Below are 15,689 nucleotides of genomic sequence, written 5' to 3'. Positions count from 1 at the left end.
AAAATTATCGTAAAGCTTAACGTTGATCCAAGGGGTCGGCGCTCCTGGCCGCCTGGCAAAGGCACACCGATGCTCTTCGATCTGCCACCCCGCCGGCAATGGAGCGCCGTAAGCCCTGGCGCTCGTCGTGCGGGTCATCCTCAGGGTCGGGCTCTCAAGGCCCGCCGTCCCGGAGAAGTTTCACGAACTCTCTTCATGGCATTCTAATAGAGGAAGGGTCATAGCTCCCCTTCGATGTCCCTGAAAGTACGTTTTACTATTGCGCAGGTACTTGATATCACCGACGAGGAGGACCACCTCCACGAGCTCGTCACCGCGACGGCCCGGGCCCGCGGCGGGGTTCTCGATGACGAGGTCGAACCCCTCATCTTCGGGATCCTCGAGGACCTCGAGGACCACCTCGTGGAGCAATCCCGGGCGGGGAAGTTCAGGGGGCCGGATATGAAGAAGATCGTCTCGGCCTGGATCGACGAACGTCTGGCAGAGGTAGGAGGAGGATGACCTCATTCCTCGCTATTGATGAGACCCTGCACCATGCACATGAGGATCATGCCGGAGAGCGGCACGACGTGGGACCGGTCGTCGACGCGGATAGTCAGATGAACGTTGTCAAGGCCGGTGTAGTACTCGGTCCTCTGTTTGCCGTCGCGGTTGACGGCAATACCGTCCCTGTAGGGCTCCATACCGACGATCTTGCCAAGCGGGAAGTTGATCGTGCGCTTCCCGCCGGTAAAGACCATCCGCCGGTTCGTCAGCGTGAGCGTGCCCGAGTCGATCACCTTGATCTCTTCGTGCGACTCGCTCCTGGCCGCAAACCCACCCGTCCTGAAGTAGACGCCCTTTGCGATCCGAAAACTCGGGCCCGCACCACCGCCGTATGTCGTCCGCACAGAACGCGGTTCTTTGAGCGTGACCCCGGGTATGACCGCAACCGCACGTTCACCCCGCTTCAGGAGGACAGCGTTTGTCTCTACCCTGAGTTCCGGGACGAACCCTTGCTGGATCTTTTCAAGCGCGTACTCAAGGTCGAGTTCCCGCTGCCTGGCATCAGAGACGCCGCCGTATGCGATCCGCCGCCACTCATCGCCCGTCAGGGTCTGCTTGCCGTAGTTCTTCCAGACCGGGTTTGACCGGTCGGCTACCCCCGAGAACCTGAACGAGCCGTTGCCCGCAGGGGTGAACGTCGCTCCACAGCCGGGGCACGAGTAGACCTCCCGGGATGTCAGCCCGAGAAACCCCCTGCTCATGGTCTCTGCCAGGGGGTTTGCCCGGCATACCGGGCATCTATCTGACCACGACCCCTTTGCCGGGGCGGTCTTTGTCTCCCCGGCGAGCAGCCCCCCGCAGTTACTGCAGTACCTGCCCTCATCCTCAAAACCGCAGGCTGGACATCGCATGCCTCATCACCTCACGCCCCATCTCCGCCGGAGATGCCCGGGCATACAATCGATTGAGGATTTGCCTCCTTAAGACTTCCGGAATCCCCCGGGCGCCTCTTCGCCCGGGGAAAAGGGTTTTCCCCTTTCCCGCCCGAAACCTCATTACCGGGGGGTGCTCCGACGAACCAGGAGCCCAGCCCGGGAGGACACCAGATGGAGATCCCGCAGAGCACCCTCGACCGGATGGCCGAAAGCATGGCCGACCGCGAACTCCTCCTCTCGCCCCGCGCGACCAGGAACGCCGAGTATCTCCGGCGATCCGGCCACAGACCCGAGGAGCCGGCCATCAGGCCGCCGTTCTCCCGGGACGCGGATCGGATCATCCACTCGAAGGCCTACTCGCGCTACATCGACAAGACCCAGGTCTTCTACCTCGTCGAGAACGATCACATCACCCACCGCGTCCTCCACGTGCAGCTCGCGTCAAAGATCGCGAGGACGATCGGGCGGGCCCTCAACCTGAACGAAGACCTGATCGAGGCGATAGCCCTCGGCCACGACATCGGCCACGCCCCCTATGGGCATCTCGGGGAGGAGATCCTCGATGGCCTCTGCCGGGAACACGGGATCGGCGGCTTTTGGCACAACGTCCAGAGTGTCCGGTTCCTCGACAGCGTCGAAGACTGCGACCTCACCCTGCAGGTGCTGGACGGGATCCTCTGTCATAACGGCGAAGTCCATAACCAGTCTCTCAGGGTCGAGGGGGAGGCCGACTGGGACTCATTGGCCGAAAAACAGGGGAGGATCGAGGGCGGGGGCGACGCCCTCCCCCTCACGAGCGAAGGCTGCGTGGTCAGGTGCGCAGACAGCATATCCTACCTCGGCCGCGACCTACAAGATGCGCTCGAGGTCGAGATCATCGACGACCAGGACCTCGAGGAGTTCCCGGAGAACTGCATCGACCTCTTCGGTATCACCGGGAAGGAGGCATTCTGCGACATCAACCGGACGGTGCTCGATGTCCTCATCAGGGATATCATCGCGACCAGTTACGATTCCGACTGCATCGCCTTCTCAGACGAGGCCTCGGCCTCTGTTGCGGCCTTCAAGGACTTCAATATGGAACACATCTACCTGAGTCCGAAGCTCCGGAAGAACGAGGAGAAGATCCGGGTCATGTTCCGGTACCTCTTCGACCAGATCCTTGACGATATCGAGGAGGAACGTGAGGGCTCGCCGGTCTATGTAGAACTGATCAATGCACCGTGGGCGTCCCGGCGGTATGTCGATGCCGCCAGACCTGCGGAACTCACGAGAGATTTCATCGCCGGGATGACGGACCGCTACTTCGAGCAGGTCTTCCGGCAGTGCATCCTCCCGGAGCGGGTGCAGTCGAGATACCGCGGGTAACCCTCCCGCAGCCGGCGGTTAAAGGGGGTCCATCTCCCATTATCTTCTGAATCCATCCGGCAATTCTGGTTTGGGACTTTGAATGTAACCTGATGGTTCCTATACATTCATATATCGCCATAGGGCACGTATAAAGATGAACAGACACATTCTCATTCTCGGCCTGGCTGCGGTTCTCGTCCTGACTGCCGGGTGTATGGGGCTTGGTGGCCCGAACCCGAAGGTTGTAGAGGACTCTGCAACCAAAGATGTCAGCCTCTCCAAAGGGCTTGTATATAACGTGAACGCGGTGATACAGAACGACGGGGCTGACGGTGACGTCACCGTGACGGCGAAGCTGATCGATGAGGAGAAGGAGTTTGTCCGTGACCAGGCATCGACGACGGTCTTCATCCCCTCAGGGGAGACAAAGAAGGTCAGCCTCACGCTGGACGGGGATGTTGCCCGGACGTATAAGTACAGCATCGAAGTGAGCTGATCTAAATTCTATGCCGGGAGGGGATCTCCCCTCCCGGCGGGAGTTTTTGGATAACTTCGTGAGCAGAGACCTTTTCTTGAACTTTCGGTTTTTCCCCCGCTACGATGAGGCTGAGGCATATCATAGCCATTTTTAACACCTCGCCCAAATGGAAAGTATGGAACTGCTCCCCGGGATCTACGAACAGATTATCAGCGAATACCTCGCATCCAAACTCACCGGTCCCGAGAAAGAAGGGCTGGTCCTCAAAGGCCCCCTTAGGCGTTTTGACCCCCAGATAGTCCTCTCACGATACTTCTCCTGGATCCTCAGAACGGCCCTCCAGTCTGCCGATGAGCAACGCGTCCCGTTGGAAGATCAGGTCCAGACCTGCAACCGCCTCATCGAGCACCTTGCCAATGAACTCCAGGATCCGACCCTTGAGCGGTGTACGATCACGCCCGACGCAGAGGTTCTGCTCGGACTTGTGGAGCGTGGCAACCTTTCCGCATTAAAGAGTGCTCTATCCGCCCGTCCAGAGACCTCTATCGCACAGAGCAGCCTCTTCACCGGGTCCCCAAAAGAGCCCGGGCTCGTGGATGAACTCAGGAGGGAGATCAGAACCGCTGACCGTGTCGACCTCCTCATCTCATTCATCAAGTGGAGCGGGCTTCGGCTGATACTCGATGACCTGAAAGAGTTTGTCAAGCGAGGCCAGCTCCGGGTGATCACGACCTCCTACACCGGTGCGACCGACGTAAAGGCAGTCGAGGCCCTTGCGGCCCTCCAGAACACCACTGTCAAGATATCCTATGACACCGAACGGACCAGGCTGCACGCGAAGACCTACACCTTCCGCAGGAACAACGGTTTCTCCACCTCTTATATCGGGTCATCAAACCTCTCAAACCCCGCGATAACGAGTGGCCTTGAGTGGAACGTCAAGATCACTGAGCAGGATTCATACGACATCATCAGGAAGATCAACGAGACGTTTGAGACCTACTGGAACGACCCCGAGTTTGTCGCGTACAAACCCGAGAGCCGGGAAAGATTACAGCGTGCCCTCTCTAAGGAGAGGAGGAGCGAGATAGACCTCCGCCCGGTCTTCGATATCAGGCCCTACTATTATCAGAAGGAGATCCTCGATCAACTAAAAGTAGAGCGGGAGGTGCACAACAACTACAAAAACCTCATTGTCGCCGCCACCGGGACGGGAAAAACGGTCATATCAGCGTTTGACTACAAAAGCCTCATCAAGAGACCAGGGGAGTACCCCCGGCTGCTCTTCGTCGCTCACCGTGAGGAGATCCTGAAACAGAGCATCCAGGTCTTCCGGGGGATCCTCAGGGACCCAAACTTTGGGGACCTCATGGTCGGAGGGAGCGAGCCTGCGCAGGTTGAGTATCTCTTCACCTCAATTCAGAGCCTGAACAGCAGGAACCTCCCAGATATCACACCCGCGGACTACTACGATATGATCATCGTCGACGAGTTTCACCACGCCGCTGCGCCCTCATACCAGAGGCTCCTTGCGCACTACAATCCCAAGATCCTCCTTGGCCTCACCGCAACGCCGGAACGGATGGATGGACTTAACATCCTCGAGTATTTCAACGGCAAGGTCACCGCCGAGATACGGCTTCCTGAGGCGATCAATCGGAAACTGCTCGCTCCGTTCCACTACTTTGGTGTCACCGATGTCGTGGACCTTGATTCTGTGGCATGGAGGCGGGGAGCCTACGACCCAACTGAGCTCTCCAGGGTCTATACCGGAAACAGAGAGCGGGTTGACCGGATCGTCCGTGCCGTGCAGGAGTATACCACTGATATCCGTGATATCATCGGGCTTGGGTTCTGTGCATCCGTGGAGCATGCGGAGTATATGGCCGCATCGTTTCAGGAGGCCGGTATTCTGGCTGCCTGCCTTCATGCCGGAAGTTCCCGAGAAGAGCGTTCCACTATCCAGAGGCGTCTGGTTACACGGGAGATCCATTTCATCTTCGTTGTCGACCTCTACAACGAAGGCGTTGATATCCCGGAGGTGAACACCATCCTCTTCCTCCGCCCCACCGAGAGTCTCACGGTCTTTCTCCAGCAGCTCGGGCGGGGGCTCCGCCTCTCCGAAGGGAAGGAGTGCCTGACTGTCCTCGATTTCATCGGGAATCACAACAAAAACTTCCTGTTCGGCGAGCGGATTGCAGCACTCCTCTCACCGGGCAGGAGGAGCCTGGTCGAGCAGGTCTCCCAGGACTCCTACTCGCTCCCGAAGGGTTGCCATATCCACTTTGAGAAAGTGGCGCAGGAGAAGGTCCTTGCGAATATCAAGGCAAACCTCATGAACCGATCCACCCTCATCCAGAAGATGCGCTCGTTCCAGGCCGAGACCGGGGAACCCCTGAGTTTTGGGGAGTTCCTTCACCGATACAGACTTCGGCCCCTTGATATCTATCAGAGAGGGACGTTCTGTCAATTTGCCGCTCTCGCAGGTGTATACCCCGAGATCTATGCAGATGGCCGCCTCTTCCCTAAAATCGCGGCACTCAGACTGGCAACTCTGGACTCGCCGGGGGCAATCGAGTTCATCCAGAGGTTGCTCTCCGATCCCCACCATCGCCCCCGAAAAACCCTCTCAACCCGAGAAGAATGCATGCTTGCACTCTTCTACTACTCACTGAAGGATGAGCCTCTCCCCCAGGAGGATATAGATGTTGGGGAAATATTCCCTGATATTTTTGAGCACAATGAGCTCCGACGCGAGATCTACGACCTCCTTGAGTACAACAGAAAACATATCGAATACCCGAAAAAACCCATTGACCTGGGTTTCGCAAACGCCCTTGAACTCCACGCTACCTACACCCGGGCGCAGGCTTTTGCAGCCCTCGGCCACTACACCCTGACCGAGAAATCGGCAGCGGGTAGCCAGGAAGGGATTCTGCACCTCGAGGATAAGAAGGCTGATGTATTCCTGGTCACCCTGAATAAGACCGAGAAGCACTATTCACCCACCACAATGTACAAAGACTACGCCGTCAACGAGCAGCTCTTTCACTGGCAGTCCCAGAGCGCCACATCGGCATCGACGGAGACCGGTCGGCGCTACATCGAACATGAACGTCGCGGGAGCAGGGTCCTCCTCTTTGTCCGCGAGTTCAACAAGATCAACGGCGTCACGCAACCCTACATCTTCCTCGGGACTGCCCGGTACCGCTCCCACGAGGGGAGCCGACCGATGAGTATCATATGGGAACTCGACTATCCGATGCCGGCGGGCTTCTTCCTGAAGGCAAACAAGATGGTTGTGGGATAACAGCACCGAAACCTACATCTCCGCGGTGCACCAGACATAGGACAAACCACTGGGAGGCGTGATACAATTCCGACAAACCCGGAGCGATGTCCGGCAGTCCTTGTCCACGGGTGGCGGAGCCATCCCGGCATCTGGAACCGTCTCACCCCCGGGCTCTCGGGCGCGGCGGTGCCCTGCTGGAACTTTGACCACACAGCGATGCAGAACGCCGGAACAGAGGCGATCGCCGCCGCCCTCCGGGATTACATCCACGCAAAGCGGGAAGAGACCGGATACGGCGGCCCGGTCGACCTTGTCTGCCACTCGATGGGGACCTGCATCGCCCGCTACCTGCTCGAGGTCCTCGACGGCGGCGCACAGGAAGAGCAGGTCCGGCTGCTCGTCGGGATCGGCCCGCCGAACAACGGTTCAGCGATGGCCGAACTCTTCAACGACCCCGACCTGGGCCCCGAGGTGATCCGGAGCCTTGCTGGTGTCTTCGTGCCGCGGGACTACGACCCTAACGATGACACCATCGTCCAGGAGTTTCGGCCCCGGAGCAGGACCGTTGCGGCGCTCCGGGCTGCAGGAACCCGCGACGATATCGCCTACCGGATCATTCTGGCCGCGAACCTCACCGCGACACCGGCGTTCTTCCCGGCCTTCGACGGCAGGACATGGGAACTCGCCCCGGACGGAGAGTGGCGGACGACGTACGCCGGCGACGGGATCGTCCCTCATACCGACTCATACCTCCCGGGAGCGGGCATCGATATCCTCCCGCGAGACCCCGGGAACCTCGCCCGGAACCCGGAGCACTACTGCCACACCGGTCTGCCAAGGAACCCCGAGGTCGTCGCGCGGATCATGGAGTACCTCGCTAACCCTGACGCCGTGCCCGGCAGGGTCTCTCCTGAAGAAGTATAGACTCCCCGGAACCGCTCACCGCCTCTCTAAAGCCTTTCGTGCGGACTCCGCCCAGGCGTTGATCGCCCGCTCCAGGTCCTCCCCGGCCTTCCGTGCCGCCTCTTCGATCTGCTCGTGCGCATCAGGTGTCCCGGCGGTCGGAGCTGCCGGTGCAGGCTTGGGTTCCTCGACCCACCGCCCCCGCTCAAAGTGGCCTTTCGCCTCGCTCATGAACGTGGTGATGGATCCACTCCTGATAAATACCTATTTTTTTGCACCGCGCCGGCGGTGGGGGATACGTACGGTTGAGGGGGACAGAAAGCCCCTGATCGGTGGCGAACCCTTGGCAGCATCGGTATACCCGGACCCACCCCCATGCACAGGTTCATCTACTTCGGCGATATAAGAGAGAATCGATGATCAGGATTGCCGCTATCGAGGAATGCGAGCGCAGGATCTCTCCGGAAGCCTGCCGGATGCGGATCGCACGGTCCATTGGGTTTGTGGTCCTCTTCCTCCTGGTGATCCCGCACCTCCTCGGCCTCGCCTTCGGCGTACCCCTGCCGGCGGTCTTCACCCTCATCGCATCGACCTTCCTCCTCCAGGCAGCCGCAGCCCTCGTCGGCCTCTCGTTCGGGCAGCACCCGGCGGTTGTCCTCGTCTTCCTGACATCGGTTGCGGTCGCTGTCATGATCGGGATCCTTGAGATCTGCGACCTCTTCGCCGAGCGCTCCCTTTTTATCCAGCGGCTACTTAGAAAAATTGATGCAAAAATGGGCAGGATTGACTACCTGTAGCACTATGGGGCCCTGATGCTCATCCCGATCATATGGATCCCCGGGATCGCCCTCTACGGAGCCCCCGTCGTTGCCTGGCTCTTCCAGTACCCGCGCAGGATATCCATCCTCTGCATGACCGCCGGGTGGGTGATCGCGGTCATCGTGGTCATGGCAGCGGCGTTGGGGCTCGTCCGCCTGGCCTTCTAATAAAGGGGGCGGCCCGCTCAGTGGCGCTTCAGAGCCCGCCGGGCCGATTCCGCAACATCGTTGATCGCACGCGAGAGATCGGCACCGGCCGCCCGCGCTTTCCGCTCGATATGCTCCCGGCCTTCCTGTGTCCCGAAGAGGTGATGGCCGAGCCCGACGACATCATCGATCGCCTTCTGGACCGAGCAGGAGGCCTCCTGGATCCGTTCCTCGATAGCCGGGGCATCAGCCGCGGGTTCGGAGTCCTCGACCCAGCGGCCCTGCTCGAAGTGACCGTGTTCTTCGCTCATGCACTAAAAATACGCAGGCATCGGATAAAAACCTGGTTTCCTGCCGGGGATCGGGGAAGATTTTTTCCATCCCGGCGCAAGAGATCTCATATCTATGAACCACGACCTGAAGGCAGCAGTCCTCCGCCGGGGCCGGAGGATGGAGATCCCGCTCGTCGGGGTCGCGGGCACGGGCCGGTGGGAGAACCCGCCGTTTGAACCCTGGATGCCGGAGGAGTTCTACCCGCAATCGATATTTCCTCTCGCCCGGTCTGTGATCGTCATCGGCCTCCCGGTCCACCTCCCGGTGCTTGCGACCGCTCCCTCGATCTACTACCACGAACTCTACAAGATCGTCAACACCCTGCTCGACCAGTACACCTACCGGCTCGCGTCCTTCCTCAACGACCGCGGTTACCCCTCGGTCTTCGTTCCCCGGGATGGCTACGGGAGTATCGAGGTCCTCCGGAAGAACCCCGTTGCCTTCTTCTCGCACCGGCACGCCGCATTCCTCGCCGGACTCGGGACCTTCGGCGTGAACAACGCCCTCATCACGCCCGAATACGGACCCCGGGTCAGGTTCGGTTCGGTCCTCACCGCCGCAGACCTCCCGCCCGACCCCCTGCGGGAAGACGACCTCTGCACCCGGTGCATGAAGTGTGTCGAGGCCTGTCCTGCGGGTGCGCTCGACGGGCGGGACTACCCCGAAGGGCTCACAGATAAGGCAGCCTGCGCCGCGAACAGCGCCGATCTCGCCCGGCGCCACATCTCCCCCTGCGGCATCTGCATCACGGTCTGCCCGGTGGGGGAGGACCGGCAGCATTACGCCCCTGCCGGTGGCGAGGAACCCCGGTACCGCCGGGCCCGGGAACACGTACAGAGGTATGGTGGGCTGTAAGAAGCCCGACCACGAAAAATTGGGTTATTCCTGTTTTACCCTGCCCGTCAACCGGTCCATCATCTCAGGCGCCCGGTCCTTGAGACCGAGCCCGACGATGATGGCGATCGCCGCACCAAGCCCGAGCGCAACTCCCCAGGCGAGCGGGACGACGAAGACGTAGATGATCGAGAGGTCGAGCAGGAGCTGCTGGAGCGCGAGGATGACGACGATAAAGTAGAGGAACGCCCTTAGTGCCATCGCGATCACACCGAAACCCTCGATCCTCTGCGCTTCTCCCATACCCTCGAGGAGGTCCATGAGCCAGTCGATCAGGATGATCCCGACGACCAGGATCAGGATGAACGCGATGATGTTCGGGATGTAGGCCACGATGGCCGCGACCGCCGCCGTCAGGGATGCAATCTGGAGGACGCTGACAGCCGCGAGGATCGCGATGAGGTAGATGAGCCAGCGGACGATGAGATCGAATAACCGGACGATACTCACCCCCGACTTCTCGATGTGTGCCCCGACCGACGTCTTCCTGAGGGCGTCGTCGACACCGATCCGGTCGAGGATCTCGGCAACAACTCTTCCAAGGATCCGTCCCAGGATCCAGCCGATGATGAGAATGATGATTGCTGCAATGATGTTTGGTAGAAACAGAATGACATTGCGGGCCAGTTCTTGAGCTGGCTCAAACGGCGCCAGTATCTGCGCCGTGACGTCTTCTTTTGCCACGGTATACCACCGTGCCAAGAATATGGCAGGTACTATATTAATCTGATGTTCCACCGCACCCGGCAGGGGTTCTGGTGGAGGACGGAGGGCAGAGAAACCGTCCCTGGTCACCGCGGAGGGTGCCGGTCAGGGACCGGCCACTACCGGTTTCCGCCTGTCCCGTGCGGGGCGGTACATGAGCGCGAGCACCGCCGGCATGACGACGATCGCGCCCACGAGCGAGAACCCGACCGATATGACCGTCACGATCCCGAAGTTACTGATGATATTGAACGTCGAGAGGGTGAGCGCCGCAAACCCAAAGACCGTCGTCATCCCCGAGACCGTCACTGCGGTCCCGATCTTCTGCACGGCAGTCTGGATGGCGTCAAGGAACTCCATGCCCCGTGCCAGTTCCTCCTCGCACCGCTCCATGATCAAGATAGTGTACTCCGAGGCCACCCCGATGGTCATCGACCCGAGGACGGCGGTCAGCGGGGTGTAGTCGAGACCGAGGAAGTACATAATGGCCCCGTTCCAGCCCACGATGAAAGCGATCGGGATCACCGGCGAGACGGCGCTGGTCTTCCGGTAGACGAGGACCAGGAACCCGAAGATGAAGGCAAACCCGAGCACGGTCATCAGCGTCCTCGAATCACTGATATCATCCATGACGGCGGCGAACATCTCAAGGCCGCCCGTCACCATCACCCCAACACCGACCGGAGGTTCATTCCACGTCGCATCGCGCCGCATCTTCTCGATGAGGGACTTGGCGACGTCCATCTCCATCGAGACCGTGGAGAACTCAAGCACCGTCTCCATGTTCCCGTTGAGGTAGCGTTTCTGGGTTTCCACCGGGATCCGGGCGAGAACCTCGGCGACCTCCGCGCTGGTTTCGGGCAGGACCCCACCATTCTGATCTGCAAGCAGGGTTGCGATGCTGGTAACCCCGGTTATCTTGTCGTTGCGTTCGATCTCATACGCCCCAAACTCTGCTATCCATCTAAGCGTCTCATGACTGAGGACGTTCTCGCCGGTCACGATGATCGGGATGGTGCTCGTTGCCCCCATCGTCCGGGTGACCTTCTCCATATCCAGGAGAGGGGGCATATCTGAGGGGACGAAGGTTTTTTCGTCCGCACTGATGGGAACGCTCTGGTCGAGGTGGTAGCCTCCTGCCGCAACCATAGCAAAAAGCAGGATGACCGGGATCGGGTGTTTTGCGATGGTATACGCCAGTCGCCCAAGGAGGCGGTTATACCGTTCGATGAGAGAGTTGTCAGGCTCCGCAGAAGACCCGGCCTCCTTCTTCGGCTGGTAGCGGGTGATGATCGCAAAGACCGGGACGATGATGAGCGCCGCGACGTAACAGGAGATGACCCCGATGGTGCAGACACTCCCGAAGTCGGCCACCATCGGCACCGGGGCGAAGAACATCGCGATGAACCCAAGCGACGTCGCCATCATCGCGATGAGGACTGAAGGGCCCATCTGCGTGACGGTGGCCCGTATGGCTTCCGGGATCGTGCTGCTCCTGATCTCCTCGTCGAACCGGGCGTGGAACTGGATGGCGTAGTCGATCCCGATCCCGATGAGCACCGGGAACGCCCCGACCACCGTCATGCTGACCGGAATCCCGAAGAGGCCCATGAACCCGAAGGTCATGATGAGTCCGACAGCCACGACCCCAACCGGGAGGAGGCGGTAGCGGACGTGAGAGAAGAGGAGCGAGACTGCAAGGATCATGAGCAGCATGGCCGCAAGGATCAGCACGCCCATCTCGGTCCCTATCGCCTCGCCCATCTCTTTCGCGAACGCCGGGTTCCCGGAGACCGTGACCGAAAGACCGGGCGGGGGCTCTGATATACTGATGGCAGACTCGATGTTCTCGAGGACCTGCTCCTGGGCGTCCATGGAGACACCGGGCTCAAGGGTGATGACGCTGAGGGTCATGAGGTCCGAGGGCATCATCTGCTCGACGAGTTCCGGCGGGGCCTGCCCGATGATCCAGTCGATCTCTGCCTTTGATGCCGGTAAGGTGCCGCCGTTGGCCTGTTTGAGGAGGTCGACGACCCCGGTGACCCCGGCGACGTAGCGCTCGTTCCTGAGGTCTTCGTGGAGGTTGTCGATGTACCTGAGGACTTCGAGGCTTCTGACGCTGTCAGCCTCGTGGATGAGCATGACGGCGTCAGAGCCGTACGTATCCTTGTAGTGAGCAAGGAGCGCACCGCGCGTGGTAGTCTTGTCGATGTAGGTATCGTCGCCGGTCTCCATCGTTACCATCGAGAGCCCGAAAAATGCGAGGATAAAGACGGCTACGGCAACCCCGGCGACGGCCCAGGTGTGGTTGTTGATGGTGCCGGCGAGCCACTTATAGGGGTTCTTCATGCACGCGCCTCCAGCGTTCTCTCCCCGTACCCGTCATCGTCCCTGCCGGCAGGCTCGATACCGTAGTCCTGGGCGATGCGTCGCAGCCTCCCGGGATTCTGGATCCGGTATACCCATCTGTGACCAGGCAGGGATATCGCTGATTCTCTGTCTGTGGCGGGACGGTGGAGCGGGGCCCCGGTCCATACCCGGCCGGCCTCTTCCGGGATCGGTATCCTGGCGTGCGCTGGCCTCTGGCCCTGCGGGGGCCCGGTCTTGCAGGTGGTTGTGGTGTTCACGAGTGTCCTCACTGGAAATGACTTATTTGTGGAGATACTGTTTTTAAGGGGTCTAATATGAATCTACCGCGACCCCGGCGGAGCCGGTCTTTGCGATGACGCGCCGGGGCCAGGGCTCTCTCAGCGAGGAGATCTGTTATCGAAGAATAGAGTCGGGAGCGCTCTTTTGTTGCCGCACGTCGGTCATCTCTGGTTATAGGCGGCGGCTCAGCCACACCTGAGCCTGCCGCCGGGTACGCTTCCCGGGCATGTTGATGAAGGATGTTCCTTGAGATCCTGAGTATGGTCTCATCAGGGATTATCCGGCACTGTATTGTCGTCTGTTGCTTCTGGTGATTATCTCTTGCGTGCTGCTCTCTTCAGTCCTCACCGGAGCACTGTCGTGTCGATGGAGGCGGAGATGCCCGGGTTGACTTCCGGTCCTCGAGCGCGTGGACCTGCTGATGAGTGGAACCTCATGGACAACAGGGCTGCTCTCCGGTGGACTCGTCTTGCGAGGAGATGGTTTCTCTCTCGCCGATGTAAACATCTCTCTTCGCAAGCCATAAGTCTGTTGCAACTAAATGGAGGTGCAATGACTCCAGAGATTATCCCGGGGCTCCGCGCTCTTGGGATGAACGAGTATGAGGCGAACGTCTATTCCACGCTTGTCGGGCTGCAGAAAGCGACTGCCCGGGACATCCACGAGGTGAGCGGGGTCCCCCGGGGACGGATCTACGAGATCTTAAACGACCTGGCCCGGCGGGGGTTCATCGGCGTGGAAGAGGGGTCCCCGACCTCCTACTACATGCTGGATATCGATCAGGTCTTCGACCGACTGAAGGCCGACTATGTCCGCTCCCTCGAGGAGACGCGGGAAGCGCTCAGGACCCTCTCGATAAAACCACGTCTTCCCCCGGTCTCGTTCTTCATCCTGCGGAGCGGGTGGGCGATCGAGAACCATATCTCCTCGCTCTTCCGGCGGGTGAAGAAGAGCATGGTCATCCTCTGCTACAGCCCGGAGTTTCTCAAGAAATACTGTGGCATCATCAAACCCCTTGAGCGCAAGATCAATCTCTACGTGGTCGTGCGGAAAAAAGAGGAGTATGTGGGCATCAATCTCCCGATCTACGAGGCCCGGGGGACCGTGATCGAACTCCTGGAGACCAGACCGATGATGGATGAGATCGGGCCGAGCGGCGTGATACGGGACGAGTGCTCGATCCTGGTGGACGGCCGGGACTTCTTCGCCATCGTCACCGCGGGGTCGGGGCGGTACGCGGTGGTCGGGTCTGATATGCCGATCATCAACTACCTGCAAAAGACCATCGTCGAACGAGTGCGGGCGGAGTGAGGGGCGGGGGTTCCCCGCACCCTTACGATCCCACCGGGTTTACGACCCTTCCCACAAAGAGGATCGTGCCAGAGTCCTTCTCGGTGATCAGGAAGATGAACGGGTGGTCGGCCCGGAAGACAGGCGTGGTATCAGGACGTGCACTGGTAATACCCATGACGACCCCGGTCGCCGCCGCGGCCTCGGTGCCCTCTTCGTTGACGTCGACAAACGCCTTATGGACGACCCCGGATATGAAGAGGTCTTTCGTGCCATCCATCCCTGAGAGGTCGGCTGCGTCGGTAAACGCCGTCGGCATCCCCATCGCTGCGAGCGTCTCCGGGAGGCTGTAGCCGTTCTCGAGCGTGAACTTCGGGAAGGAGACTCGAACCTGCTGTTTGACCAGCGACTGCCGGAGGTCTGCGATCTTCTCTGCAGCAAGGACCTCCTCCGCGGCCGCCAGGTTATCGCCTACCGGCAGGAGGACGAGCATCGCAAGTTCGCTGCCGCTTTCGTGGGCATACGGCATCTCAAGCACCTGGAGGGTATCGGTCTCGTTGTACCCGTAAATGGCATCTTCATCAGTCCGGTGCATCATCGGGACGCGCACGGTCTCGTTTGGTCCGACCCGGAACTCTGCCTCTTTTGTCTTGTTCAGATCGAATTGGTTGACCCAGGTACCCTTGAAGTAGACGGCGTTTGTGATCACGAGCCTGGTCATGGTATCGATCGACCCGGCTGGGAGGAGGTCGCGGATCCGGTCTTCGGTCTCTCCCTCCACCCACCGGTTGATCGTCTGCCGCGAGGCCTCGGGGTTGCCGGCAAAATCAAGGTTTGTTGCGTTTGCCGAGTACCAGTGTTCAGCCACATCGATGTACTCAGGGAGGAACTGATGCGTCTCCTCGGCCCAGAGGGCGTTTGCGGTGTGGAGGGTGTAGTTTTCATCGCCGTGGTTCAGGCCGGCATCGATCGCTGAGAATCCAACTCTTCTGATGGTGTCGTTTGCCGGGAGGTGGAGCACCGTCCTGATCTCATCGGCGGTCGTGCCACGGGCGCCCTCGTAGGTGATCGCAAGGGCTGAGGAGATGCTGTAGGGCGAGAAGAAGAGGTTCTGGTCCGTGTATTGCGGGTCGGCTGCGAGCTGCCGGTAGAGGTCAAATGCAAACCTGGTGTTCCCGGCCGTCACGTTGCCGACATCGCCGGCCGGCGTCTCCTCCCCTGGCGGTGGCGTGGGGTCCGCGGTTGTCGCCCCCTGCATCTCTGTGCACCCCGCGGCGATGCAGCCGAGCGCGGTGAGGGATGCCAGGAGCAGTATGAAGATGGCATTTCTGTTCATGATCTGGTCTATGGGGCACCGGATAGTTATAACATGCGTTGACTTCGACTTTTTTCGAAGTCTTACCGCACCG

15 protein-coding genes are annotated in these 15,689 nt (G+C 60.1%); 9 read left to right on the top strand and 6 right to left on the bottom strand.

Annotation, left to right across the window (positions count from 1 at the left end):
- Nucleotides 1-234: 234 nt before the first annotated feature.
- Nucleotides 235-501, top strand: coding sequence for a hypothetical protein (locus tag BP858_RS00075; RefSeq protein WP_062261687.1), 267 nt, complete (start codon nt 235-237; stop codon nt 499-501).
- A 2-nt stretch (nt 502-503) separates the two neighbouring features.
- On the opposite strand, the gene BP858_RS00070 is transcribed toward BP858_RS00075, so the two are convergent.
- Nucleotides 504-1,397, bottom strand: coding sequence for a hypothetical protein (locus BP858_RS00070; RefSeq protein ID WP_062261690.1), 894 nt, complete (start codon nt 1,395-1,397; stop codon nt 504-506).
- Nucleotides 1,398-1,592: 195 nt separating this feature from the next.
- Between BP858_RS00070 and BP858_RS00065 the strand changes: the two genes are divergently transcribed.
- The 4 genes from BP858_RS00065 (at nt 1,593) to BP858_RS00050 (ending at nt 7,465) form a co-directional block, all read left to right on the top strand.
- Nucleotides 1,593-2,789: a deoxyguanosinetriphosphate triphosphohydrolase family protein gene (locus BP858_RS00065; RefSeq protein ID WP_062261695.1), complete on the top strand. Its 1,197-nt coding sequence runs from the start codon at nt 1,593-1,595 to the stop codon at nt 2,787-2,789.
- Nucleotides 2,790-2,925: 136 nt separating this feature from the next.
- Nucleotides 2,926-3,267 (top strand): hypothetical protein, encoded by a 342-nt coding sequence (locus BP858_RS00060; protein ID WP_062261698.1) that lies wholly within the window; start codon nt 2,926-2,928, stop codon nt 3,265-3,267.
- A 157-nt stretch (nt 3,268-3,424) separates the two neighbouring features.
- Nucleotides 3,425-6,559, top strand: coding sequence for a DUF3427 domain-containing protein (locus BP858_RS00055; RefSeq protein ID WP_062261701.1), 3,135 nt, complete (start codon nt 3,425-3,427; stop codon nt 6,557-6,559).
- 66 nt (nt 6,560-6,625) lie between these two features.
- Nucleotides 6,626-7,465 carry a lipase family alpha/beta hydrolase gene (locus BP858_RS00050; RefSeq protein ID WP_074175854.1) on the top strand — a complete coding sequence of 280 codons (840 nt, stop codon included), beginning with the start codon at nt 6,626-6,628 and terminating at the stop codon, nt 7,463-7,465.
- Nucleotides 7,466-7,480: 15 nt separating this feature from the next.
- Here BP858_RS00050 and BP858_RS00045 read toward each other — a convergent pair whose 3' ends face one another.
- Entirely contained in the window at nt 7,481-7,675 is a 195-nt protein-coding gene (locus tag BP858_RS00045; protein WP_074175853.1) for a hypothetical protein, read from the bottom strand.
- Between the two features lie 185 nt (nt 7,676-7,860).
- Between BP858_RS00045 and BP858_RS00040 the strand changes: the two genes are divergently transcribed.
- Entirely contained in the window at nt 7,861-8,241 is a 381-nt protein-coding gene (locus BP858_RS00040; protein WP_074175852.1) for a hypothetical protein, read from the top strand.
- A 15-nt stretch (nt 8,242-8,256) separates the two neighbouring features.
- Complete coding sequence (locus tag BP858_RS00035) at nt 8,257-8,430, top strand: hypothetical protein (protein WP_286878504.1); 174 nt, start codon at nt 8,257-8,259, stop codon at nt 8,428-8,430.
- Between the two features lie 17 nt (nt 8,431-8,447).
- Here the strand turns inward: BP858_RS00035 and BP858_RS00030 are convergent, their stop codons facing one another.
- Nucleotides 8,448-8,720, bottom strand: a complete 273-nt coding sequence (locus BP858_RS00030; protein ID WP_074175851.1) for a hypothetical protein — start codon at nt 8,718-8,720, stop codon at nt 8,448-8,450.
- 94 nt (nt 8,721-8,814) lie between these two features.
- On the opposite strand from BP858_RS00030, the gene BP858_RS00025 reads away from it, so the two are divergent.
- The gene (locus BP858_RS00025; protein ID WP_286878503.1) at nt 8,815-9,597 is read left to right on the top strand and encodes a 4Fe-4S binding protein; all 783 of its coding nucleotides are present in this window, start codon (nt 8,815-8,817) and stop codon (nt 9,595-9,597) included.
- Between the two features lie 24 nt (nt 9,598-9,621).
- Here the strand turns inward: BP858_RS00025 and BP858_RS00020 are convergent, their stop codons facing one another.
- Both BP858_RS00020 and BP858_RS00015 read right to left on the bottom strand, forming a co-directional pair.
- Nucleotides 9,622-10,320: a mechanosensitive ion channel family protein gene (locus BP858_RS00020; RefSeq protein ID WP_062261716.1), complete on the bottom strand. Its 699-nt coding sequence runs from the start codon at nt 10,318-10,320 to the stop codon at nt 9,622-9,624.
- A 126-nt stretch (nt 10,321-10,446) separates the two neighbouring features.
- Complete coding sequence (locus BP858_RS00015; RefSeq protein WP_074175849.1) at nt 10,447-12,690, bottom strand: efflux RND transporter permease subunit; 2,244 nt, start codon at nt 12,688-12,690, stop codon at nt 10,447-10,449.
- An 852-nt stretch (nt 12,691-13,542) separates the two neighbouring features.
- On the opposite strand from BP858_RS00015, the gene BP858_RS00010 reads away from it, so the two are divergent.
- A complete protein-coding gene (locus BP858_RS00010; RefSeq protein ID WP_286878502.1) occupies nt 13,543-14,301 on the top strand; it encodes a TrmB family transcriptional regulator in 759 nt (252 codons plus the stop codon).
- 22 nt (nt 14,302-14,323) lie between these two features.
- On the opposite strand, the gene BP858_RS00005 is transcribed toward BP858_RS00010, so the two are convergent.
- Complete coding sequence (locus BP858_RS00005; RefSeq protein WP_286878501.1) at nt 14,324-15,616, bottom strand: serpin family protein; 1,293 nt, start codon at nt 15,614-15,616, stop codon at nt 14,324-14,326.
- Nucleotides 15,617-15,689: the final 73 nt, after the last annotated feature.

This window comes from Methanoculleus sp. UBA413, from assembly GCF_002502935.1.
Lineage (GTDB): Archaea > Halobacteriota > Methanomicrobia > Methanomicrobiales > Methanoculleaceae > Methanoculleus > Methanoculleus bourgensis.
Note: the sequence above shows the minus strand (reverse complement) of the source record. Positions and strands in the feature narration are given on the sequence as shown.

Bases quoted from the DNA above. Each gene is read 5' to 3' on its own strand.
- BP858_RS00075 (WP_062261687.1), top strand. From the start codon at position 235: ATGTCCCTGAAAGTACGTTTTACTATTGCGCAGGTACTTGATATCACC.
- BP858_RS00070 (WP_062261690.1), bottom strand. From the start codon at position 1,397: ATGCGATGTCCAGCCTGCGGTTTTGAGGATGAGGGCAGGTACTGCAGT.
- BP858_RS00065 (WP_062261695.1), top strand. From the start codon at position 1,593: ATGGAGATCCCGCAGAGCACCCTCGACCGGATGGCCGAAAGCATGGCC.
- BP858_RS00060 (WP_062261698.1), top strand. From the start codon at position 2,926: ATGAACAGACACATTCTCATTCTCGGCCTGGCTGCGGTTCTCGTCCTG.
- BP858_RS00055 (WP_062261701.1), top strand. From the start codon at position 3,425: ATGGAACTGCTCCCCGGGATCTACGAACAGATTATCAGCGAATACCTC.
- BP858_RS00045 (WP_074175853.1), bottom strand. From the start codon at position 7,675: ATGAGCGAGGCGAAAGGCCACTTTGAGCGGGGGCGGTGGGTCGAGGAA.
- BP858_RS00040 (WP_074175852.1), top strand. From the start codon at position 7,861: ATGATCAGGATTGCCGCTATCGAGGAATGCGAGCGCAGGATCTCTCCG.
- BP858_RS00035 (WP_286878504.1), top strand. From the start codon at position 8,257: ATGCTCATCCCGATCATATGGATCCCCGGGATCGCCCTCTACGGAGCC.
- BP858_RS00030 (WP_074175851.1), bottom strand. From the start codon at position 8,720: ATGAGCGAAGAACACGGTCACTTCGAGCAGGGCCGCTGGGTCGAGGAC.
- BP858_RS00025 (WP_286878503.1), top strand. From the start codon at position 8,815: ATGAACCACGACCTGAAGGCAGCAGTCCTCCGCCGGGGCCGGAGGATG.
- BP858_RS00015 (WP_074175849.1), bottom strand. From the start codon at position 12,690: ATGAAGAACCCCTATAAGTGGCTCGCCGGCACCATCAACAACCACACC.
- BP858_RS00010 (WP_286878502.1), top strand. From the start codon at position 13,543: ATGACTCCAGAGATTATCCCGGGGCTCCGCGCTCTTGGGATGAACGAG.
- BP858_RS00005 (WP_286878501.1), bottom strand. From the start codon at position 15,616: ATGAACAGAAATGCCATCTTCATACTGCTCCTGGCATCCCTCACCGCG.